The organism is Streptomyces sp. CB00455 (assembly GCF_001905445.1).
GTDB lineage: Bacteria > Actinomycetota > Actinomycetes > Streptomycetales > Streptomycetaceae > Streptomyces.
The window spans coordinates 652,029-672,843 of the sequence record NZ_LIVQ01000005.1 but is presented as its reverse complement, the minus strand read 5'-3'; the positions used below and the strand labels follow the sequence as shown (position 1 = coordinate 672,843).

At 74.8% G+C, this 20,815-nt stretch carries 19 protein-coding genes; 10 read left to right on the top strand and 9 right to left on the bottom strand.

What is annotated here, in order from left to right; translation table 11 throughout:
* Window positions 1-25: 25 nt before the first annotated feature.
* Window positions 26-883 (top strand): patatin-like phospholipase family protein, encoded by an 858-nt coding sequence (locus AMK16_RS23305; RefSeq protein ID WP_073918954.1) that lies wholly within the window; start codon window positions 26-28, stop codon window positions 881-883.
* Between the two features lie 164 nt (window positions 884-1,047).
* Window positions 1,048-1,839 carry a spermidine synthase gene (locus tag AMK16_RS23300; RefSeq protein WP_073918939.1) on the top strand — a complete coding sequence of 264 codons (792 nt, stop codon included), beginning with the start codon at window positions 1,048-1,050 and terminating at the stop codon, window positions 1,837-1,839.
* A gap of 80 nt (window positions 1,840-1,919) precedes the next feature.
* Here AMK16_RS23300 and AMK16_RS23295 read toward each other — a convergent pair whose 3' ends face one another.
* Together AMK16_RS23295 and AMK16_RS23290 are read right to left on the bottom strand one after the other, a co-directional pair.
* A complete protein-coding gene (locus AMK16_RS23295; RefSeq protein ID WP_073918708.1) occupies window positions 1,920-3,239 on the bottom strand; it encodes an MFS transporter in 1,320 nt (439 codons plus the stop codon).
* 70 nt (window positions 3,240-3,309) lie between these two features.
* Window positions 3,310-4,320 carry a hypothetical protein gene (locus AMK16_RS23290; RefSeq protein ID WP_073918706.1) on the bottom strand — a complete coding sequence of 337 codons (1,011 nt, stop codon included), beginning with the start codon at window positions 4,318-4,320 and terminating at the stop codon, window positions 3,310-3,312.
* 120 nt (window positions 4,321-4,440) lie between these two features.
* Between AMK16_RS23290 and AMK16_RS23285 the strand changes: the two genes are divergently transcribed.
* From AMK16_RS23285 to AMK16_RS23275, 3 genes are all read left to right on the top strand, one after another.
* On the top strand, window positions 4,441-4,893 hold the full coding sequence (locus AMK16_RS23285) for a DUF4442 domain-containing protein (protein ID WP_199885527.1): 453 nt from the start codon (window positions 4,441-4,443) through the stop codon (window positions 4,891-4,893).
* 142 nt (window positions 4,894-5,035) lie between these two features.
* Window positions 5,036-5,236: a type II toxin-antitoxin system VapB family antitoxin gene (locus AMK16_RS23280; RefSeq protein WP_073918703.1), complete on the top strand. Its 201-nt coding sequence runs from the start codon at window positions 5,036-5,038 to the stop codon at window positions 5,234-5,236.
* Between the two features lie 338 nt (window positions 5,237-5,574).
* Window positions 5,575-6,234 (top strand): DedA family protein, encoded by a 660-nt coding sequence (locus tag AMK16_RS23275; RefSeq protein ID WP_073918701.1) that lies wholly within the window; start codon window positions 5,575-5,577, stop codon window positions 6,232-6,234.
* Between the two features lie 136 nt (window positions 6,235-6,370).
* Here the strand turns inward: AMK16_RS23275 and AMK16_RS23270 are convergent, their stop codons facing one another.
* Window positions 6,371-6,925: a gamma carbonic anhydrase family protein gene (locus AMK16_RS23270; RefSeq protein WP_073918699.1), complete on the bottom strand. Its 555-nt coding sequence runs from the start codon at window positions 6,923-6,925 to the stop codon at window positions 6,371-6,373.
* A 132-nt stretch (window positions 6,926-7,057) separates the two neighbouring features.
* Between AMK16_RS23270 and AMK16_RS23265 the strand changes: the two genes are divergently transcribed.
* Entirely contained in the window at window positions 7,058-7,819 is a 762-nt protein-coding gene (locus AMK16_RS23265; protein WP_073918697.1) for an acyltransferase, read from the top strand.
* A gap of 62 nt (window positions 7,820-7,881) precedes the next feature.
* On the opposite strand, the gene AMK16_RS23260 is transcribed toward AMK16_RS23265, so the two are convergent.
* The gene (locus AMK16_RS23260; RefSeq protein ID WP_073918695.1) at window positions 7,882-8,286 is read right to left on the bottom strand and encodes a CoA-binding protein; all 405 of its coding nucleotides are present in this window, start codon (window positions 8,284-8,286) and stop codon (window positions 7,882-7,884) included.
* Window positions 8,287-8,386: 100 nt separating this feature from the next.
* Here AMK16_RS23260 and AMK16_RS23255 point away from each other — a divergent pair, with 100 nt between their 5' ends.
* The 3 genes from AMK16_RS23255 to AMK16_RS23245 all read left to right on the top strand — a co-directional run bounded on the left by AMK16_RS23255 (window position 8,387) and on the right by AMK16_RS23245 (window position 13,504).
* Complete coding sequence (locus AMK16_RS23255) at window positions 8,387-9,016, top strand: YigZ family protein (protein WP_073918693.1); 630 nt, start codon at window positions 8,387-8,389, stop codon at window positions 9,014-9,016.
* A 310-nt stretch (window positions 9,017-9,326) separates the two neighbouring features.
* Window positions 9,327-10,496, top strand: coding sequence for an exonuclease SbcCD subunit D (locus tag AMK16_RS23250; RefSeq protein ID WP_073918691.1), 1,170 nt, complete (start codon window positions 9,327-9,329; stop codon window positions 10,494-10,496).
* On the top strand, window positions 10,493-13,504 hold the full coding sequence (locus tag AMK16_RS23245) for an AAA family ATPase (RefSeq protein WP_073918689.1): 3,012 nt from the start codon (window positions 10,493-10,495) through the stop codon (window positions 13,502-13,504). The genes AMK16_RS23250 and AMK16_RS23245 overlap by 4 nt, the downstream gene beginning before the upstream one ends.
* Here AMK16_RS23245 and AMK16_RS23240 read toward each other — a convergent pair.
* Window positions 13,494-13,940 carry an Lrp/AsnC family transcriptional regulator gene (locus AMK16_RS23240; protein WP_073918688.1) on the bottom strand — a complete coding sequence of 149 codons (447 nt, stop codon included), beginning with the start codon at window positions 13,938-13,940 and terminating at the stop codon, window positions 13,494-13,496. The two genes, AMK16_RS23245 and AMK16_RS23240, sit on opposite strands and share 11 nt — an antisense overlap.
* 94 nt (window positions 13,941-14,034) lie before the next feature.
* On the opposite strand from AMK16_RS23240, the gene AMK16_RS23235 reads away from it, so the two are divergent.
* Window positions 14,035-14,604 (top strand): rhodanese-like domain-containing protein, encoded by a 570-nt coding sequence (locus tag AMK16_RS23235; protein WP_073918686.1) that lies wholly within the window; start codon window positions 14,035-14,037, stop codon window positions 14,602-14,604.
* A gap of 103 nt (window positions 14,605-14,707) precedes the next feature.
* On the opposite strand, the gene AMK16_RS23230 is transcribed toward AMK16_RS23235, so the two are convergent.
* The 4 genes from AMK16_RS23230 to AMK16_RS23215 all read right to left on the bottom strand — a co-directional run bounded on the left by AMK16_RS23230 (window position 14,708) and on the right by AMK16_RS23215 (window position 20,804).
* Window positions 14,708-16,411, bottom strand: coding sequence for a DUF885 domain-containing protein (locus AMK16_RS23230; RefSeq protein WP_073918684.1), 1,704 nt, complete (start codon window positions 16,409-16,411; stop codon window positions 14,708-14,710).
* A gap of 238 nt (window positions 16,412-16,649) precedes the next feature.
* Window positions 16,650-18,077 (bottom strand): GNAT family N-acetyltransferase, encoded by a 1,428-nt coding sequence (locus AMK16_RS23225; protein ID WP_073918682.1) that lies wholly within the window; start codon window positions 18,075-18,077, stop codon window positions 16,650-16,652.
* A gap of 182 nt (window positions 18,078-18,259) precedes the next feature.
* Window positions 18,260-19,843 carry an alkaline phosphatase D family protein gene (locus AMK16_RS23220; RefSeq protein ID WP_073918680.1) on the bottom strand — a complete coding sequence of 528 codons (1,584 nt, stop codon included), beginning with the start codon at window positions 19,841-19,843 and terminating at the stop codon, window positions 18,260-18,262.
* A gap of 106 nt (window positions 19,844-19,949) precedes the next feature.
* On the bottom strand, window positions 19,950-20,804 hold the full coding sequence (locus AMK16_RS23215; protein ID WP_073918678.1) for an alpha/beta fold hydrolase: 855 nt from the start codon (window positions 20,802-20,804) through the stop codon (window positions 19,950-19,952).
* Window positions 20,805-20,815 lie beyond the last annotated feature (11 nt).

The window sequence follows — 20,815 nt, the reverse complement described above, 5'->3', positions numbered from 1 at the left end:
AGGCATCGCGGAGGGGCGGTCGGAGATGGGCGGCGACACGGCACTGGTGCTCGGCGGCGGAGGACTGGCCGGCGTCGGCTGGGAGTGCGGGATCCTGTACGGCCTGGCCCGCGCGGGAGTGGACCTCACCACCGCCGACCTCGTCGTCGGCACCTCCGCGGGTTCGGTCGTCGGTGCACAGCTGACGTCGGGACTGCTCGGACCGCAGGAGCTGTACGAGCGCCAGCTCGGCGACCCGGGCGGGGAACTCCCGGCCCGGCTGGGGGCGGGGCTCATCGCGCGGTACGCCGTCACGATGGCCCGCTCGCGGGACGCCACGGCCTACCGGCGGCGGATCGGCGCCGTCGCGCTGGCCGCCGACACGGGCCCGGAGGGCGAGCGCCGCAAGGTGCTGGAGGCCCGCCTGGTCTCCCACGAGTGGCCGCGGCGGCGGTTCGTCGTCACCGCGGTCGACGCGCTCACCGGCGAGTTCCGGGCCTTCGACCGCGAGAGCGGGGCCGGGCTGCTCGACGCGGTCTCGGCGAGCTGCGCGGTACCGGGGGTGTGGCCGCCCGCCACGATCGGCGGACGCCGGTACATCGACGGCGGCGTCCGTTCCGCCACCAACGCCGATCTGGCCGCCGGGTACGCGCGCGTGGTGGTCATCGCCCCCCTCGCACTCGGTTCCGCTCTCGTCCCCTCGCCGGCGGCGCAGGCCGCCGGGCTGCGGGAGGCGGGCGCGCGGGTGCTGCTCATCACGCCTTCGCCGGCGGCGCGCAAGGCATTCGGCCGCAACGTGCTGGACCCGGCCCGGCGGGACCCGGCCGCCCGGGCGGGCCTGGCGCAAGCGGTCGGCCACGCGGCCGAGGCGGCCGCGCTCTGGTCCGGGCCGCCGCGGACATAGGGGCAGGGCCGGCGGTCCCGAAGGCAGGGGCGGCCCGCGACCTGCCGGACAATGGAGCGGTGAGCGACGAACGGGCCGACCGGCAGGGCGACGAAGAGACCGACGGGCAGGGTGACGAGCGGATCCCCGTGATCCGGGAGGTGGGCCAGGGCACCGCCAAGCTGATGCCGGACGTGGACCGGGAGCGGGCCTGGCTGCTGACCGTCGACGGGGCCCCGCAGTCGTACGTCGACCTGGACGACCCGCAGCACCTCGAGTTCGAGTACGTGCGCCGCCTCGCGCACGTCCTGGACTGCGTGGCCGCTCCGGGGCTCGCCCTCGACCTGCTGCACCTGGGCGGCGGCGCCCTCACCCTGCCGCGCTACGCCGCGGTGACCCGGCCGGGATCGCGGCAGCAGGTCGTCGAGTTCGACGCCGGTCTGGTGGATCTGGTCGCCGCGCACCTGCCGGTGCCCCGGGGCGCCGACATCACGGTGCACGTCGCCGACGCCCGGGCCTGGCTGGAGGCGGCGCCGGCGCGGAGCGCGGACGTGCTGGTCGCCGACGTCTTCGGCGGCGCGCGGGTGCCGGCGCAGCTGACGTCGGTGGAGTACGCGCGCCAGGCGGCCCGCGTGCTCAGGCCCGGCGGGCTGTACGCGGCGAACCTTGCCGATGGGGCGCCCTTCGACTTCCTGCGCGCCCAACTGGCCAACTTCGGGGCGGTGTTCCGGGAGCTGGCGCTGATCGCGGAACCGTCCGTACTGCGCGGGCGCCGTTTCGGCAATGCGGTGCTGCTGGCCTGTGACGCTCCGCTGGAGGTGGCCGCGCTGGCGCGCAGATGCGCCTCCGACGCCTTCCCGGCGCGGGTGGAGTACGGGGACGGGCCGGTCCGGTTCGCGCGGGGCGCGCTCCCGGTGGCCGACGCGGACGCGGTGGCCTCTCCGCCGCCGCCGGCCGGAGCGTTCAGTCTCGGGTGAGCCGCCCGGCGGCCGGCGGGCCGCCCGCCGGCGGGCGATCGGCGGACGGCGCGCGGCGGGGCGGTTCGGGGACCCGTGCCTCAGGTCCCGGCGGGGCTGGGCCCGGTGGGAAGGGGAGACGCGGGAGCCGGGACCACGGGCGACCGGGCGTGCGGGCGCCGCCGCCTCATGCGGCGGACGTCCGGGACCAGCAGGACCAGGGCGGTGACCAGGACCACCAGGCCCGCGCAGCCCCACAGCGCCGGGGTGCGGCCGAAGGCCGACTCGGCCGGGCCGGCGAAGGCGGTGGCCAGCGGCAGCATCGACACCGAGCCGAACCAGTCGTAGGCCGAGACCCGGGAGAACTTCCCCTCGGGGATCTCCTGGTGCATGGTGGTCATCCAGTTCACGCCGAAGACCTCGATGGCGGCCCCGCTGGCGAACATCACGGCGCACAGCCCCCACACCGGCAGCGGCAGGGCCAGGCCCGCCGACGGCAGGGCCAGCGGGAACACGCACAAGGTGCCCACCAGCAGCAGCCGGCGCGGCTTCCACAGCATCATCAGGACGGCGCCGGCGATGGTGCCCGCGCCGAAGAGGGCCAGGGCCAGGCCCCAGGGCGCGGGCCCGCCCAGCCGGTCCCGCGCGACCAGCGGACCGTAGACCGCCTCCGCGGCGCCCACGACGGCGACCACGACCGAGAATTGCAGCACGATGCTCCACAGCCAGGGCCGTGTCCTGAACTCGACCCAGCCCTCGCGCAGATCGGCCAGGAGACCACCGCCGGGGGCCCGGTCGGCGATGTGGCCCACGTCGAGGAAGGCCCGCAGGGCGCCCGCGATGGCGAAGGCCGCCGCGTCCACGGCGAGCACCCAGCCGGGTCCGACGGCGGCGATCAGCGCGCCGCCGAGCGCGGCGCCGCCGATGCCCGCGCCGTTCATCGCCATGCGGAAGAGCGCGAAGGCGCGGTTGGCGTGCTCCCCGGAGACGGTGGAGAGGAGCATGCCTTCGGCGGCCGGATTGAAGAAGGCCGTGCCGGTGCCGCACAGCGCGGTCAGCAGCATCATCTGCCACAGCCGGGGCTCGCCGGTGAGGACGAGCAGCGCGAAGGCCGCCTGCGAGAGGCAGTTCAGGGCGTTGGCCGCGACCATCACGCGGTGGCGCGGCAGCCGGTCCGCCAGGGCGCCGCCTATGAGGAGGAAGAGGACGAGCGGCAGCGTGCGGGCGGCGGCGACCAGGCCGACGTCGCCCCCGGAGCCGCCGGCCTCCAGGACCGCGAAGGCGGCCGCGATGAGTGCTCCGTGGCTGCCCAGGTTCGTCACGACCGCCGCACCCGTCAGCAGGGTGTAGTTGCGGCCCGCCCAGGCGGGCCGGCGGGGGCGCGCGGGTGTCGCGGACGGGGCGGGGGAAGGAGAACTCACACCCGGACTATCCCCGCCCCGGTCCGGGAATCCAAACGGATTGCCGGACCTGGGCGGCGCCGGCGGCCGATCAGCCCGTGCTGAGGCGGACCGTGCTCAGGATCTTCTCCTGCGTCTCCTGGCTGACCTCGTCCGGAACGCCCGCGGCGCTGTAGAGGACCCAGCTGGCGAAGTCACCCTTGGCGTTCTTGAAGCTGAAGGCGATGGACTTGCCGTCGGAGTCGCACTTGGTCGCCTTCGGCAAACCGCTCACGGTCGCCGTGGCCACGTGACCCTTGAGACCCGACGCAGTGGTGTACTCCTTGGACTCGCTGATCTTGGTGACTTCCTGGGGCTGCGGCTGGCCGTACGCGGCGTACGCCCAGCTGCCCGCCGCGTTGCGCGAGAGCTCGGCGGTGTCCTTCGCGCCCTGACCGCCCTTGGTCCCGGTGCCGGCCAGCGACTTGGTCTCCTCGCGGCCGTCCTTGTTGGAATCGACCTTGCACCAGTCCTCCTTGAGGTAGGCCGGTGCGGACATCATCACGAAGGGCGAGCCGTCCTTCTTCGCTTCGTCCTCGAAGCCCACGGACATGCCGGAGCCCAGCACGTTCCACTCCGGTGGGACGTCGAAGGCGGTGCCGTGAGTCGGGTTGACCACGACCTTCCACCCCGGGATCAACGGCTTGTTCTCCCCGCCGGCCCGCGGGTTCGGGCTGCTGCCGGCCGGGGCGGGCGCGGCCGACGGCGGGGCGGAGGAGGCCGCGGGCGGCTTGTCGGCCTGGTCGGTCTTGCCGTCCCGGGTCAGGACGAAGGCGCCGGTCGCGGCGGCGGCCACCACGACGGCGGCGGCCGCGACGATGGCGACGGTCTTGGTGGAGTACGGGCTGCCTCCGCCCCCCGGCGGCGGGGCCTGCGGCGGCTGCTGGCCCCACGGCTGGACGGGCGGGGGCGTCTGGTAGCCCGGCTGCGGGTACCCGTAGCCCGGCTGCTGCTGGTACGGGTTCGGCTGTCCCGGCTGTCCCGACTGCTGCTGGTACGGGTTCTGTTGCGCGTCCTGGGGGTTCTGCTCGCCCCCGGGCGGCTGCTGCTGTCCTGGCCACATGGCCGGTAACGATAGTGGGAGCCGCCGAGGAGGGCCACGGCCGCCCCCGTGCCCGCTCTGGCCAAGCGCATCTACTCGTGTCTGGCCAAGCGCATCTACTCGTGGGTAACATAGCGGTTCATGAGCGCAGACCAGATGAACGTGGGCGAACTGCTCGCCGCGACGGTGCCGATGGCCCGGACCCTGAACCTCCAGTTCCTGGAGACCACCCCCGAGCGCGCGGTCGTCCGCCTTCCGGACCAGCCCGACTTCCACAACCACGTCGGCGGCCCGCACGCCGGCGCCATGTTCACCCTCGCCGAGTCCGCGAGCGGCGCGATCGTCCTGGCCGCCTTCGGCGAGCAGCTCTCGCGCGCCGTACCCCTCGCGGTGAAGGCCGAGATCGGCTACAAGAAGCTCGCCAAGGGCGTCGTGACCGCCACCGCGACCCTGGGCCGCCCGGCGGCGGAGGTCGTGGCCGAGCTCGACGCGGGCGGCCGCCCCGAGTTCCCCGTCATGGTCGCCATCCAGCGCGAGGACGAGGCCGTGACCGGCGAGATGACCGTCGTCTGGACCCTGCGCCCGAACGCGTAACCGCTTCCCGGCCCCGCCGCGGACGGCCCCCGCCCCTCCCGGGCGGGGGCCGTCCGCGGTACGCGGCTGCTGGTGCCGCGACCCGGTGAACCCTTCCGGTCACAGCGCTAGAGTCCCTCGCACGACGATGGAGGGGGTAGCGGTGGCCAGGATCAACATCAGCCTCGACGCGGAGCTCGTGGTGGAAGTCATGGTGCTCGCCGGGGTCGGATCGCCGCAGGACGCGGTGGAGGCGGTCGTACGGGACTACATCGCGCGCGGGCACCGCACAGAAGCCCGGGTCCGGACCCGGGACGAAGGCCGACACGACGCCGACTCCCGGCCCCAGCCGCCGCAGGGCTGAACCCGCACGCGGCCCCCGGGCTCGCCCGTAGAGCGGGAACCCGGCCTCCCCCTCCCGTCGGCGTCGTGCTCGACAGCCGCCGGGGCGGCCCGGGATGCACGCCGGCCCCTCGGGGATCGAGCGTGACCCGCCCGTGCGGCGCCCTCCGGACCGCCCTCCCGGACCCGTGACCGCACGGCCGGGTGCTGGGTTCCGGCCGCCAGGAGGTGTTCGCGGGCCGTTTCCCGGGCGGGCCGTCTCCGGCGGCGGAGGCGGTCATGGGGAGCGGATAGGCTGCCCGTTCGGCGTGTCGCAGGGGGCGCGCCGGGACGACTCGGACGACTCGGGAGGACGTACCGGTGCACATCCAGGAATGGCTGGAGACGATTCCGGCGGTCAGCATCTACCTCCTGGTGGGTCTGGTCATCGGCCTGGAGAGCCTCGGCATCCCGCTGCCGGGGGAGATCATCCTCGTCAGCTCGGCGCTGCTGGCATCGCAGCACGGTGAGATCGACCCGGTGGTGCTGGGCGTCTGCGCCACCGTGGGGGCGATCGTGGGCGACTCCATCGGCTACGCGATCGGGCGCCGGGGCGGCAAGCCGCTGCTGGACCGGCTGGGACGGCGCTTCCCCAAGCACTTCGGACCGGACCACGTGGCCGTGGCGGAACGGTCCTTCGAGCGGTGGGGGATGTGGGCCGTCTTCTTCGGGCGGTTCGTCGCCCTGCTGCGGATCTTCGCCGGGCCGCTGGCCGGCGTGCTGCACATGCCGTACTGGCGCTTCCTCATCGCCAACGTCCTCGGCGGGATCCTCTGGGCGGGCGGCACCACGGCCGTCATCTACTCGGTCGGGATCGTCGCGGAGCCGTGGCTGAAGCGGTTCTCGTGGCTGGCGCTGGGACTGGCGGTGCTGTTCGGCCTGGCAGTGACACTGGTGCTGCGGGCCCGGATGAAGAAGGCCGCCGCGGCGGCGCGCCCCGCCGCCGCCGAGCCGGTGGGTACGGCGTCGGCCACGGACTGACCCTCGGCGCTCACGTACCGGTCGCCCTGCGGCGACCGGGGCGGGTGCGGGGGCGGGGCCCGGGCGGTCCCCGGCCCGGTCTGCCGCCGGGCCGACCTGTCTGCCGCCGGCGCCGCAGCGGGTCCGGCTCCGCCGGCTACGCGGCCGGCGTCACCGATGCGCGGTGCTGCTCCGCCAACTGCACGTACATCGCCGCGTTGACCTTGATGCCCTCGCGCTCCTCCTCGGTCAGCTCGCGCCGCACCTTGGCCGGCACGCCCGCGACCAGCGAGCCGGGCGGGACCACCATGCCCTGCGGCACCAGCGCCTGCGCGGCCACCAGCGAGCCCGCGCCGATCACCGCGCCGTTCAGGACCGTCGCGCCCATGCCGATCAGGCAGTCGTCCTCGATGGTGCAGCCGTGCACGACGGCGTTGTGACCGACGGAGACGCGGTCGCCGATGGAGACCGGGAAGCCGGGGTCCACGTGCACCGTGCAGTTGTCCTGCACGTTGCTGTCCGCCCCGAGCGCGATCGGACCGAAGTCCGCGCGCAGCACCGCCGAATACCAGACGCTCGCACCGGCGGCCAGGGCGACGTCGCCGATGACGACCGAGGTGGGTGCGGTGAAGGCCGTGGGGTCGACGGACGGCTGCTTGCCGCCCACCGCCGCGATCAGTGCCTGCCCGTGCGTCGTCGACTGGTGCGTCATGCTCGTTTCCTCCGCTGTCCGGATGCCGCGCTACCGGCACCGTAGGGCACGCGCCGGGGCTCACCCGAGATGGGGTGAACATCACAGGACGGCGGTCCGGGCGCCCGGCGTCCGGCGCACTACCGTGGCCGGGTGCCGAAGAACCAGAACACGTTCTCCTCTCTGACGGCTCTGCGCCGCCGGCTGGCGAGCCGCGCGGTCCACGCCGGCTGGTCCTGGATGCAGCAGGCCGGTGCGGTCACCGCGCACACCCCGGGACGGCTGCGGTTCGGCGCGATCGGACACGGGACCCGGCTGGCCTTCCCCCAGGGCACGGTCTTCGGCGAGCCCTGGATCCGGCTCGGCGACCACTGCATCATCGGCGAGCGGGTCACCCTCACCGCCGGGATGATGCCGGACCTCGACCTCGGTACGGAGCCGGTGCTGGTCCTGGGCAACGGGGTGGTCATCGGCCGGGACAGCCACGTCATCGCCGACACCCGGATCACCATCGGGGACGACACCTTCTGCGGGCCCGGGGTCTACATCACCTCCACGAACCACAGTTACGACGACCCGCACGAGCCGGTCGGCAAGCAGTGGCCGCGCAGCGCCCCCGTCGAGATCGGGCCGGGCTGCTGGCTCGGCACCGGCGCCGTCGTCCTGCCCGGCGCGCGGCTGGGCCGCAACGTCGTGGTCGCCGCGGGTGCCGTCGTACGGGGCCAGGTACCGGACCACGCCGTGGTCGCGGGCGCTCCGGCGCGGGTCGTGCGGCGCTGGGAGCCCGAGACCGGCTGGCAGCCGCCACTGCGCACCCCCGCGCCGGTGCCGATCCCCGACGGGATCACCCCCGAACAGCTGCGCGGGCTGGCGGCACTGGCGGAGGCCGAGGAACGCGCGACGGCGCAGCCTTAGCGCTGGGTCGTCCCCGGCCTGCGCCGCGAGGGCAGGCCGGACCGGCGGCAGGCTGCCGGACGCTACAGGGCGGGGATCTCGATCGCCGGGCAGCGGTCCATCACCATGGCCAGCCCGGCCTCCCGGGTGCGCCGGTAGGCGGCCTCGTCCACCACGCCGAGCTGGAACCAGACGGCGTCGGCGCCGATCGCGACCGCCTGGTCGGCGACCGGCCCCGCGAGCCCGCTGTTCACGAACACGTCCACCACGTCCACCCGGAAGGGGATCGCCTCCAGCGAGGGGTAACCGGGTTCGCCGTGCACCGTTTGTGCCTTCGGGTGGACGGGCACCACGCGCTTGCCGAACCGCTGGAGCACGCGCGCCACCCCGTAGGCCGCCCGGTCCTGGTTGTCGGAGAGGCCCACCACGGCCCAGGTGTCGCCCAGTTCGGTGAGGATCCTGCGGATGGTCGCCTGGTCGCCGTACACGTGTGCCGCCTTCTGCTGGTCTGGGTCCGCTCCACCGGATCTGCCGGATGTAGCGGATCAACCGAAAGGACACGTGTCCGATTCCCCGTAGGGTGGAGCGGTGACGCCAGACCAGTACGTGACGGTGGCCCGCGCGGGCGCGCACGAGTCCGAGATCAACCGCTCGCGCTTCCTGTGCTCGCTCGCACCCGCCGCGACCGAGCAGGAGGCGCAGGACTTCGTCGCGCGCGTCCGCAAGGAGCACCCCACCGCCTCGCACAACTGCTTCGCCTACGTCATCGGCGCCGACGCGTCCGTGCAGAAGGCGAGCGACGACGGCGAGCCCGGCGGCACCGCCGGAGTCCCGATGCTGCAGATGCTCCTGCGCCGTGACGTGCGTTACGCCGTGGCCGTCGTCACCCGCTACTACGGCGGTGTGAAGCTCGGCGCGGGCGGCCTGATCAGGGCCTACGGCGGAGTCGTCGGCGAAGCCCTCGACGAGGTGGGCACCGTGACCCGGCGGCGCTACCGCCTGGCCACCGTCACCGTCGACCACCAGCGGGCCGGAAAGACCGAGAACGACCTGCGCTCCACCGGCCGGGTGGTGCTGGACGTGCGGTACGGGGAAGCGGTCTCGCTCGAGATCGGCCTCCCCGAGACAGACGTCGACGCCTTCCGCGCCTGGCTCGCCGACGTCACGGCCGGGACCGCGGGCTTCGAACTCGGCGGTGAGGCATACAGCGAGGGCTGAGCGCCGGGCGCCCGGGGGTTCGGCTACTGGTGGACCCGGCGAGGGCCCAGCGCCCCGGTCCGGCCGCCCGGGCACCCTGGGCCGCCGCCCGAGCACTCCGGTCCAGCCGCCCGGGCGCCCCGGTCCCGCCGCGCGTGCGTCCTGATGGCGCCGCGCGTGCGCATCGATCCGGTCACGCGGACGTCCCGGCCCCGCCGGGGACGGGGCCCCGGCCGCCGGCCGGAAGCGGGGGAGCCCCCGGGCGACGGGTAGCCTGGAGGGTCGGTGCGGAGCCACGAAGGAGAACGAGCGTGCGGGTCGGAGCGGTCGAGTGAAGTTCCTGCACACCTCCGACTGGCACCTCGGCCGGGCCTTCCACCGCGTGAGCCTGCTCGGCGCCCAGGCCGCCTTCGTCGACCACCTCGTCGAGACCGCACGCGAGCGCGAGGTCGACGCCGTCCTCGTCGCCGGGGACGTCTACGACCGGGCCGTGCCCCCGTTGCCCGCCGTCGAGCTGTACGACCGGGCCCTGCACCGCCTCGCCGAACTCGGCGTGCCCACCGTCATGATCTCCGGCAACCACGACTCCGCCCGCAGGCTCGGGGTCGGGGCCGGGCTCATCGGCCGGGCCGGCATCCACCTCAGGACCGACCCGGCCGGCTGCGCCGACCCCGTGGTCCTGGCCGACGCACACGGCGAGGTGGCCCTGTACGGCTTGCCCTACCTCGAACCGGCCCTGGTCAAGGACCAGTTCGACGCGGAGCGGGTCAGCCATGAGGCCGTCCTCGGCGCGGCCATGGACCGCATCCGCGCCGACCTGGCCGCCCGCGCCCCCGGCACCCGCTCCGTCGTCCTCGCCCACGCCTTCGTCACCGGCGGGCAGACCAGTGACAGCGAGCGCGACATCACCGTCGGCGGCGTCGACGCCGTACCCGCCTCCGTCTTCGACGGGGTGGACTACGTCGCCCTCGGCCACCTCCACGGCTGCCAGACGATCGGTGAGCGGATCCGCTACTGCGGCTCCCCCCTCGCCTACTCCTTCTCCGAGGCCGGCCACCGCAAGAGCATGTGGCTGATCGAGATCGGCGCTGGAGGCGCGCTCACCGGCGCCGAACGCATCGACACCCCCGTGCCGCGCGCCCTCGCCCGGCTGCGCGGACGCCTGGAAGAGCTGCTGGAAGACCCGGCCCACGCCGCGCACACGGACTCCTGGGTCGAGGCCACCCTCACCGACGCGGTCCGCCCGGACGACCCCATGGCCCGCCTCGCCGTCCGCTTCCCCCACACCCTCAGCCTCGCCTTCGAGCCCGAAGGCCGCGAGGAGGACAGCGGCGCCTCCTACGCCCAGCGCCTCAAGGGACGCAGCGACCAGGAGATTGCCGAGGACTTCGTCGCCCACGTACGCGGCGGCGGCCACGCCGACGAGGCCGAACGGGACGTCCTGCGCAGCGCCTTCGACGACGTACGGACCGACGACAGCCGCCAGGAGACCCACCGATGAGGCTGCACCGGCTCGAAGTCACCGCCTTCGGGCCCTTCGCCGACGCCCAGCGGATCGACTTCGACGCCCTTTCGGGCGCCGGGATCTTCCTGCTGCACGGCCCCACCGGCGCCGGCAAGACCTCCGTCCTCGACGCCGTCTGCTACGCCCTCTACGGCTCCGTCCCCGGACCCCGCCAGGCCCCCGGCACCAGCCTGCGCAGCGACCACGCCGCCGCCGGCACCCCCACCCAGGTCACCCTCGAACTCACCGCCGGCGGACGCCGTCTGGAGATCACCCGGCGTCCCGAGCAGGACCGCCCCAAGAAACGCGGCACCGGCACCACCAAGGACAAGGCGCAGAGCCTGCTGCGCGAGCACACCGGCGAGGGCTGGCAGCCGCTCAGCCGCTCCCACCAGGAGATCGGCGAGGAGATCGAGCAGCTGCTCGGCATGAGCCGCGAGCAGTTCTGCCAGGTGGTGCTGCTGCCGCAGGGGGAGTTCGCCCGCTTCCTGCGCGCCGACGAGGCCGCCCGCGGCCGCCTGCTGGGCCGGCTCTTCGACACCCGCCGCTTCGCCGCCGTCGAGGCCGTCCTCGGCGAACGCCGCCGCGCCGCCGAGGCCAGGGTGCGCGCCGGGGACGAGAAGGTGCTGCACACCGCCCAGCGGCTCGCCCAGGCCGCCGGCGACGGCGCTGACCTGCGGGCCTGGCCGCTGCCCCGGCACCAGCCGGGCGACCCCGGGCTCGCCGAGGCCGTCCGCGCCTGGGCCGCCGTCGCCCGGTGCTCCGCCCGGGAGCGGCTGACCGTCGCCGAATACGCCCTGGCCGCCGTCGAGGGGCGGCACGCCGCCGCCCGCCGGGCCGCCGAGGACGCCCGGGAACTGGACCGGCTCCAGCGCCGCCACGCGGAGACCGTCCGCCGGACCGCCGTGCTCGCCGAGGCCGCGCCCGAACGGGAGCGGGTGCGCGCCCTGCTGGACCGCGCCCGCCGGGGCGCCCTGGTGGCCCCCGCCCTGGAACTGCGCGGTGCGGCCTTTGCCGCGCACCTGGCCGCCGCCCACGCCGAGGCGGCCGCCCGCGCCGAGCTCCCGCCGCCCCTCGCCGAAGCGGGCGCCGAGCAACTGGCCGCCGTCGAGCAACGGCTGCGCGAGGACCTCGGCGCGCTGGGCGCCGCCCACCGGGCCGAACAGCGCAGCGCCGAGATCGGGCGCGAACGGGCCGACCTGGAACGGGAATCGCGGGCTGCCGAGGAGCAGCACCAGGAGTCCGCCGAGTGGCTGGAGCGATGGGAGTCCCTGCGGGCCACCCTGCGGGAGCGCCTGGACGCCGCCCAGCAGGCCGCGACCCTGGCCGAGCAGCTCGCGGGCCGCCTGGAACCCGCCCGCATGCACCTGGAGGCCGCCCGGCGGCGCGACGCCTTCGCCGCCGACGCCGAACGGGCCGAAGCCGAACTGCTCACCGCGCGCGAGGAGTCGGCCGCCGCCCGGGAACGCTGGCTGGAGCTCAAGGAGGCCCGGCTGCGCGGCATCGCCGCCGAGCTCGCCGGGGCCCTGGTGGCCGGGGAGCCCTGTGCCGTCTGCGGATCGGCGGAACACCCCGCCCCGGCGCGCCCCGCGCCCGGCCATGTGGACCGCGCCGCCGAGGACGACGCCCACGCCCTCCTCGAAGGCGCCGAAGCGGCCCGCGCGGCCGTCGAGCGCCGCCTCGCCGCCGCCGGGGAAGCCCGCGCCCAGGCCGCGGCCGCCGCGGGGGACGCCACCACCGCCGAACTCCTCGCCCAGAGCGCCGACCTGAGCTCCCGGCACGCCGCGGCCCAGGCCTCGGCCGCCGGCCTGCACGCCGCCCGTGAACGGCTCGCCCGCGCCGAACGGGAACACGCCGCGCGCAGCGCCGACCGGCTCGCCGCCGCCGAGCGCGCCGCGGCCAGGGCCTCCCGCCGCGAGGCCCTGGACCGGGAACGGGCCTCCCTGGAGACGGAGCTCGCCCTCGTCCGGGGTGACGCGCCCACCGTCGCGGCCCGCGCCCGGACCCTGGAGGACCGGGTCCGCATGGTGTCCGGCGCGGCCGCCGCCCTGCGCCGCGCGGAGAGCACCGCCGCCCGGCTGAAGGAGGCCGACGACCAGCTGGCCGACGCCGCCTTCAAGGCCGGCTTCGACACCGTCGACGCCGCGGCCGATGCGGTGCTCCCCGAATACGAACGCACCGCCCTCCAAAGCCGGTTGGACACCTGGCAGGCGGAGGAGGCCATGCTGGGGGACCGCCGCGGCGAGAGCGACACCGCAGCGGCGGCAGCCCTGCCTCCGGCCGCGCCGGATGCGGCGGAGGCGTACGCGGCCCAGGCCGCGGCGAAGCTCCGTACGGCAGGGTCGGCCTACGACGCCGCCCGGGTGCGCTGCGCGGACCTGGACGGGCTCTCCCGCCAGGCCGAGCAGGAACTGCGCGCCCTCGGCCCGCTGCGCGAGGCCTACGACCGGGTGGCCCGCCTGGCCGGGCTCACCGCCGGCACCTCCGCCGACAACGAGCGCAAGATGCGGCTGGAGGCGTACGTGCTGGCAGCCCGCCTGGAGCAGGTCGCCGCGGCCGCCACGGTACGGCTGCTGCGGATGTCGGGCGGCCGCTACACCCTCGTGCACTCCGACGCGCGCGCGGGCGGGCGGGGCCGTTCCGGCCTCGGACTGCACGTGGTCGACGCCTGGACGGGCAGCGAGCGGGACACCGCCACCCTGTCGGGCGGGGAGACCTTCTTCGCCTCGCTCGCGCTCGCGCTGGGGCTGGCCGACGTGGTGACCGACGAGGCGGGCGGCATGCGGCTGGACACGCTCTTCATCGACGAGGGGTTCGGCAGCCTCGACGACCAGACCCTGGACGAGGTCCTCGACGTGCTGGACTCGCTGCGCGAGCGCGACCGCAGCGTCGGCATCGTCAGCCACGTCGCCGACCTGCGGACGCGGGTGCAGGCCCAGCTGGAGATCGTCAAGCAGCGCGGGGGCTCGCGGGTGCTCCACCGCACCGGGGCGCTCACGGACTGAGCGGGCGGCGGGGGAGCGGCGAGGAGTACACGACGCTGGTCGTCACCGGGCCGAGCCCCGAGATCCGGCCGGTGACCTCCTCCAGGTGGGCCATCGAGCGGGCGGCGACCTTGAGGACGAAACAGTCGTCCCCGGTGACGTGGTGGGCCTCCAGGATCTCGCAGGTCGCGTCGAGGAAGTCGTGGAACGGTTTGTAGTTGCCGTGCGGATAGCGCAGCCGGACCAGGGCCAGGATCGTCTTCCCCAGCTTCTGCGGGTCGACCACGGCCGCGTAGCCCGTGATGACGCCGCTCTCCTCCAGGCGGCGTACCCGTTCGGTGACGGCGCTCGCCGACATCGAGACGGTACGGGCGAGCTCGGTGAAACTGGCCCGCCCGTCGCGCTGGAGGGCTTCGAGGATGCGCCAGTCGGTCGCGTCAGGGAAATGGTCGGCCATGGGGCAGGTCTAGCAGGGGATTCCCCGGCCGGACAAGGCGAAGGCCGGGGAATGTCACTTCAGGCGATGATCGGTGTTCCGTAGATTTCCCGCCATGACGACGACGCAGAACGACCTGGCCCAGGCCGCTCCCGGCCCCGGCCCCCTCCCCGGTCCGGCCGCCGCCCCTGCCGCCGCGGCAGTGCGCGCCCATCCGGTGCTGCGGGTGCCGCCGGCCCCGCCGGCCGTGGCCGCCGCCCACTTCGCGGCGAGCCTCGCCTTCCACACGGACGTGTCCGATGTCGCCGCCGCCCTCGCCGCCCACCGGGAGGAGGGCGCCGAGCTCGGCTTCCAGCTGGTCGACTCCCGCTCCACGCCCTCCTGGGACCAGGCCCACGTGCCCGGCGCCGTCCACCTGCCCACCGCACTCGTCCCGGAGCGGGCCGGGAGCCTCCTCGACAGGAACATCCCCGTGGTGACGTACTGCTGGGGCCCCGGCTGCAACGGCGCCGCACGCACCGCGCTGGCCCTGGCCGAACTCGGCTACCAGGTCAAGGAGATGCTCGGCGGCATCGAGTACTGGATCCGTGAGGGCTACGAGGTCGAGACCCGGCAGGGGCGCGAGCGGCGCGCCGGGGCCGACCCGCTGACCGCCCCCACCGGCTCCAACGACTGCGGCTGCTGACGGCGGGCGCGCCGCGGCCCGCCGCCGGGAGGCCGGGATCGGCCCGCGCGTCCCCGGAGGGCGGGCGGGCCGATGCCGTTGTGGCCCGGGGAGGGCCGGCCGGTCAGAGCTTCGACAGCTCGTCCACCAGGTCGTCCAGCCCGAGCGAACCCTGCGAGAGGGCTGCCATGTGCCACGCTTTCAGGTCGAAGGAGTCGCCGTGCGCCGCGCGCGCGTTCTCCCGGCCGAGCAGCCAGGCCCGCTCGCCGAGCTTGTACCCGATGGCCTGGCCCGGCATCGACAGGTAGCGGGTCAGCTCGCTCGCCACGTAGTCCGCCGGCCGGCCGCTGTGCAGCCCGAAGAACTCCTGCGCCAGGTCCGGGGTCCAGGTCTCGCCCGGGCGGAAGGGCGAGTCCGCCGGGATCTCCAGGCCGAGGTGCATGCCGATGTCCACGATGACCCGCGCCGCGCGCATCATCTGGCAGTCCAGGTAGCCCAGGCGCTGCTCGGCGTCCTTGAGGTAGCCGAGCTCGTCCATCAGCCGCTCCGCGTACAGCGCCCAGCCCTCGGCGTTCGCACTGACCATGCCGACACCGGCCTGGTAGCGGGAGAGCTGGTCGGCGACGTGCGTCCACTGCGCGAGCTGCAGGTGGTGGCCCGGAACGCCCTCGTGGTACCAGGTGGAGACCAGGTCGTACACGGGGAAGCGGGTCTGGCCCATGGTGGGCAGCCAGGTGCGGCCCGGCCGGGAGAAGTCCTCCGACGGGGAGGTGTAGTACGGGGCCGCGGCGCCGCCCGGAGGGGCGATGCGGGACTCCACCCGGCGCACCCGCTCGGCGAGTTCGAAGTGGGTGCCGTCGAGGTTCTCGATGGCCTCGTCCATGAGGCCCTGCAGCCAGGCCCGGACCTCGTCCACGCCCTCGATGTGGGTACCGTGCTCGTCGAGGTGGCGCAGCGCCTCCCAGGGACCGGCGCCCGGCAGGATCTTGGCCGCCTCGGTCTTCATCTCGGCGAGCAGGCGGTGGTACTCCGACCAGCCGTACGCGTACGCCTCGTCCAGGTCCAGGTCGGTGCCGTTGAAGTACCGGGACCAGCGGGCGTAGCGCTCCCGGCCGACGGTGTCCGGCCTGCCCTCGACGGCCGGCGCGTACACCGTGCTCATCCAGTCGTGCAGTGCGGCGAGGGCGGCGGTCGCGGCGGCCGCCGCCCCGTCCAGTTCCGCGCGCAGGGCGGCCGGGCCGGCGGCGGCGAAGGCGTCGAAGAAGGCAGGCTCGTCGTCCTCGCGTCCCGCCCAGGTCGCCAGCTGCCCGATCATGGTGGCGGTGGCGCGGGGACCGCCGTAGAGGCCGCGCTCCAGGCCGAGTGCCAGGCTCTCGCGGTAGCCGTCGAGGGCGCCCGGTACGGCGCGCAGGCGCTCGGCGATCGCCGCCCAGTCCTCGTGCGTGTCGCAGGGGGTCAGCGTGAAGACCTCGCGGATGGCGTGCGCCGGGCTGTGGATGTTGCTGACCGCGCAGAGGTCCTCGTCCGCGTCGTGGACGGCGAGTTCGGCGGTGAGGCGCTCGCGCAGCAGACGGGCGCAGCGGCGCTCGGCGTCGGAGTCGGCGCCGGGCAGGGCCTCGGCGGCATCGAGCCGGGCGAGGGTGGTGCGGGCGAGTTCGGCGACGGCGGCGCGGCCGGCCGGGGAGAAGTCCGGCAGCCTCGGGGAGCTTTCGGCGACGCCCAGGTAGGTGCCGGTGATGGGGTCGAGGGCGATGAGGTCGTCGACGTACGCGTCGGCGACCTGGCGGGGCAGCCGTGAGGTGCTGCCGTTGTGGAGGATCTCTGACATGCGGCCATCTTCGTACGGGACACGGGGCCGCGTCATCACCGTTTGACGTCAGAATGCTGACCGGGGACGGAGCAGCCTTTCCGCACGATCCGGTGTAGTCGCGGCCGCCGGGCGCCCGTCGCAGGCACCGGTGTGGCTCGTGCGCGCCGGACCCGTGCGGTCGTACGGGGCCGCGCGAGGGTCCCCCGGGGCTGCGCGAGGGGTCCCCCGGCGGACCGCCGGGGGACCCGTCCGGCGGTCAGTGCCGGTGGCGCGGGCCGGGCTGCTCGCGCGTCAGCTCCCGCGGCCGTCGCGAAGCGGCCGCCTTGACCGCGTCGAGCCGGGCCGTGATCACCAGCGTGCCCTCCTCGATCTGGTAGTCGAGGGGCAGGCCCAGACCGCGCATGGCGGCGACCATGCCGGTGTTGGAAGCCTGGGTGACGGCGTACACGCTGTCGCAGCCGGCCTCGACCGCCATCGCAAGGAGCCGGCGCAGCAGCTCGGAACCGATGCCGCGACGCTGCCAGTCGTCCTCGATCAGCAGCGCTACCTCGGTCTCGTCGCCGTCCCACAGCAGGTGGCCGAGGGCGACGAGTTTCCCGGAGGCGGTGGTGGCGGCGAGGGTGCGCCCGAAGCGGGGGCTGAGCAGGTGGCCGAGGTAGCGGTCGGCGTCGGCGACGGGGCCGTGGTAGCGCAGGCCGAGGGTGCGCTCGGAGCAGCGGTCGTGCATCGCACGGGCGGCGGCCAGGTCCGACCCGTCGGCGCGGCGCACGGTGATCTCGTTGCCCTCGGGCAGGGTCAGCACGTCCTGGCTGCGCGGCACGCGGGGGCCGAGCCGGGCGTCGAGCTCGACCAGCGCGCGGGCGCGGGCGAACTCGGTGGGGGTGAAGGGCAGGTAGGGCCGTTCCACGGTGATCGCGCCGCCCGACGGGTCGCGCAACCGCATGACCGTGGCCTCCAGGACGCCCTCGACCGGCGCGTCGGCGCCGGCGTTGGGACGGCCGGAGAGGGTGGTCGCGGGGATGGAGTGGATGGTGCAGCGGCCCAGCAGCTGGCGCAGCGCGAGCGGGAGCTCGGCGGCGTCCAGGGCGGTACGGGTGGCCAGGCCCAGCACCCGGGTGGGGGTGTCGACCAGGTCGTGGGCGTCGGCGCGCTCGATCCAGGTGCTGTGGCCGCCGGCCCGGGCGATGGCGCGGGTGAGGTCGGCGGAGGGGAGCTGCTGCGGGGCGCGCAGCAGGAACTCGTCCACCGTGCCGCCCTCGGGCAGCGGGTGCGTCTGGAGGTTGAGGATGTCCACGTTGTTGCCGGCGAGGGCGGTGCAGAGCGCGGCCAGGGATCCGGGCTCGTCGCGGACGGTGGTGCGCATCCGCCACAGGGCGGCGGTGGTCCCGGCGGGGGCGGACGCACCGGCCTGGGGGCGGGGCGCGGGACCGGTGGGCGCCGCGCCGCCGTCCGGCGGCGGCGCATGGCTGTGGCGCCGTGCCCACCACGTGTGGAAGGCCGCCGTCACCAGGAGTGCGACGGCCGAGGCGACCAGCAGGACCGGGCCCCTCGGGCCGTGCACGACGAGGTTGGCGATGCCGTCGGCGACCGCGACGGCGCAGAAGAGCGCGGCGAGTTCGACGACGTCACGGCGCCAGTGGTGGCGGTGGGAACGCTGGGCGGAGGCGGGGTTACGGTCAGTCATGCACACCACTGTGGCCCAGGGGTGTTGCGTGATCGCGAACGATCTGTGACCGACTGGTTAAGTGTCCATCTGGCCGATTCCACCCGGTTTTCCGAGGTATGTCCTGGACGGTCGAGAGTGGGGATGGGGGTGGGGCGCGGGTGGGGCGGCGGGTCTCCGCGGAGGCCGCCCGGGGGAGCGTCCTACTGGCCCACCCGCCCCGGCCGGAGCGTCTTGGTGAAGAGGACGCCGCCTCCCTGACGCCTGAGCCGGACGGTGAGCTCACCGCTGGGGCCGTCGATGTCGACCTCTCCGTAGTACGGGGGGTTCTCCGCGGGCGACATGTTGGCGACGGGGGCCGACTGCACGTAGGCCGTCTCCGGCCCGAAGGTGGCGTCGAGCCGCCCGGCGGGGAAGCCCCCCGCGCCGATGGGGCCGGAGACGAACTCCCAGAACGGCGCGAAGTCCGTGAAGGCCGCCCGCTCGGGCGCATAGTGGTTCGCGGCGGTGTAGTGGACGTCGGCGGTGAGCCACAGGGTGCCGGTGATGTGCTGGTGCTTGACGTGGCGCAGGAGTTCGGCGATCTGGAGCTCGCGGCCGAGCGGCGCCCCGGGATCGCCCTGGGCGACGGCCTCGAAGTCGGTCGCTCCGTCGGCGACGACGATGCCCAGCGGCATGTCGGAGGCGATGACCTTCCAGGTGGCGCGGGAGCGGGACAGTTCGCGCTTGAGCCAGGCCAGCTGCTCGGGGCCGAGGATGCCGACGGGGTCCTGGGTCTGGGTGCCGGGGGAGTTGGCGTCGCGGTAGGTGCGCATGTCCAGCACGAAGACGTCGAGCAGCGGCCCGTAGCGCATCACGCGGTACATCCGGCCCTCGGCGCGGCCGCCGCGCAGGTCGGTGACCGGGAAGTACTCGCCGAAGGCCCGGCGGGCGCGGGCGGCCAGCGCGTCGGCGTCCCTGACGGTGTAGCGGGGGTCGTCGATCACCTGGCCGGGGAACCAGTTGTTGCGCACCTCGTGGTCGTCCCACTGGGCGAGGACCGGGACCTGGGCGTTGAAGTCGCGCAGGTTGCGGTCGAGGAGGTTGTAGCGGAAGTTCCCGCGGAACTCGGCGAGGGTTTCGGCGACCTTGGACTTCTCCTCGGTGGTGACGTTGCGCCAGAGACTGCCGTCGCGCAGGGGGACGGAGGACCGGATCGGGCCGTCGGCGTAGATGGTGTCCCCGCTGAAGAGGAAGAAGTCGGGGTCGCGCAGCCGCATCTCCTCGAAGACGCGGTAGCCGCCGAGGTCCGGGTTGATGCCCCAGCCCTGGCCGGCCAGGTCTCCCGACCACAGGAAGCGCACGTCGCGGCGGCGGGAGACGGGGGTGGTGCGAAAGGATCCGTGGACCGGCTCGCCGGTGCGGCGCGGCTCGTCCGGGTCGGCCAGGACGACCCGGTAGTGGATCTGCTGCCCCGGCGGGAGGTCGCGCAGGACGGCGGTGCCGGTGAAGTCGCCGGAGGGGCCGAGCAGCGGGCCCCCGTGGCGGCGCACCCCGTAGCGGAACGCCTCGCTCGGGGAGGTCTCCACGTACATCCGCGCGGGGCGGTCGCCGCGGGTCCAGACGGTGGCCGAGTGGGCGGTGATCTCACCGGACTGGACGCCCCACAGCGCCTGCGGCCGGCCGGAACGGGTGAACGCCGGGGCGGCGAAGGCGGGAGCCGCGAAGGCAGGGGCGGCGAGCAGCGCGGTGGACACGGCGAGCGAACCGCCGAGGAGGGTCCGTCGGGTGTGCGGGGTCGATGCCATCGGTGCTTCTCCAGGGGCCGGCGAGGACGGGCCCGACCAGCGTGCCGCCGCACACCGGCCCGGCCGCGTCGCCCGCGCGAACCGCGGGTGAACAGCCGTCAGCCGCTCAGGCCGCGCTGCGCATCGCCGCGCCGCCGGTCGTGTCGAGGATGACCCGGGAGACGAGGGCCGGGTCGTCGCTCATCGGGACGTGGCCGCAGCCGGGGAGGCGGACCAGCCGGGCGCCGGGGAGCGTCTGTTTGGCACGCACCCCCTGACGGCGCAGCAGGATCCGGTCGCGGGTGCCCCAGGCGATGGTGACCGGCAGGCCGGGCACGTCGTCGGTGAAGCGTACGGAGCCCCCCGCGGCCAGGGTCGCCTCGAAACCGGTGGCGTCGCGCAGCGCCAGGGTCTCGGCGACCACGGACTGCGGCGAGCGGCGGGCCGGGCGGGCGTAGATGGTGCCGGTGAGCGCGGCCCGGCCGGCGGAGCTGCGCGTGAGGCGCTCCAGTGCGGGGCGGGGCAGCGCCTTGGCCCCGGCACGCATCGCGAGGAGGGTGGCAAAGGCGTAGCGGCGTTCGCCCTCGGTCCAGAATCCGGCGGGGGACAGGGCGGTGACCGAGCGGACCAGGCCACTGCGGCCCATTTCGAGGGCCAGCAGGCCGCCGAGGGAGTTGCCGGCGACGTGGGGGCGTTCGACACCGAGCGCGGTGCACAGGGCCCCGAGCGCCGGAGCGACGGTGCCCAGGTCGTAGGGAACCCCTTCGGGCAGGGGGTCCGAGGCGCCGAAGCCGGGAAGGTCGACGGCGATGACGTCGTGCGTGGCGGCCAGGATGTCGGTCACCGGGTGCCAGGCCTGGAAGTGGTGGCCTATGCCGTGCAGCAGCAGGAGGGGTTCGCCCGAGCCCTTGCGCTCGTAGGCGACGGTGGCGGTGCGCGGACCCAGCGGCGAATCGATCGTGAAGGAGACCGTGGCGGTCATGCTGCTCCTCG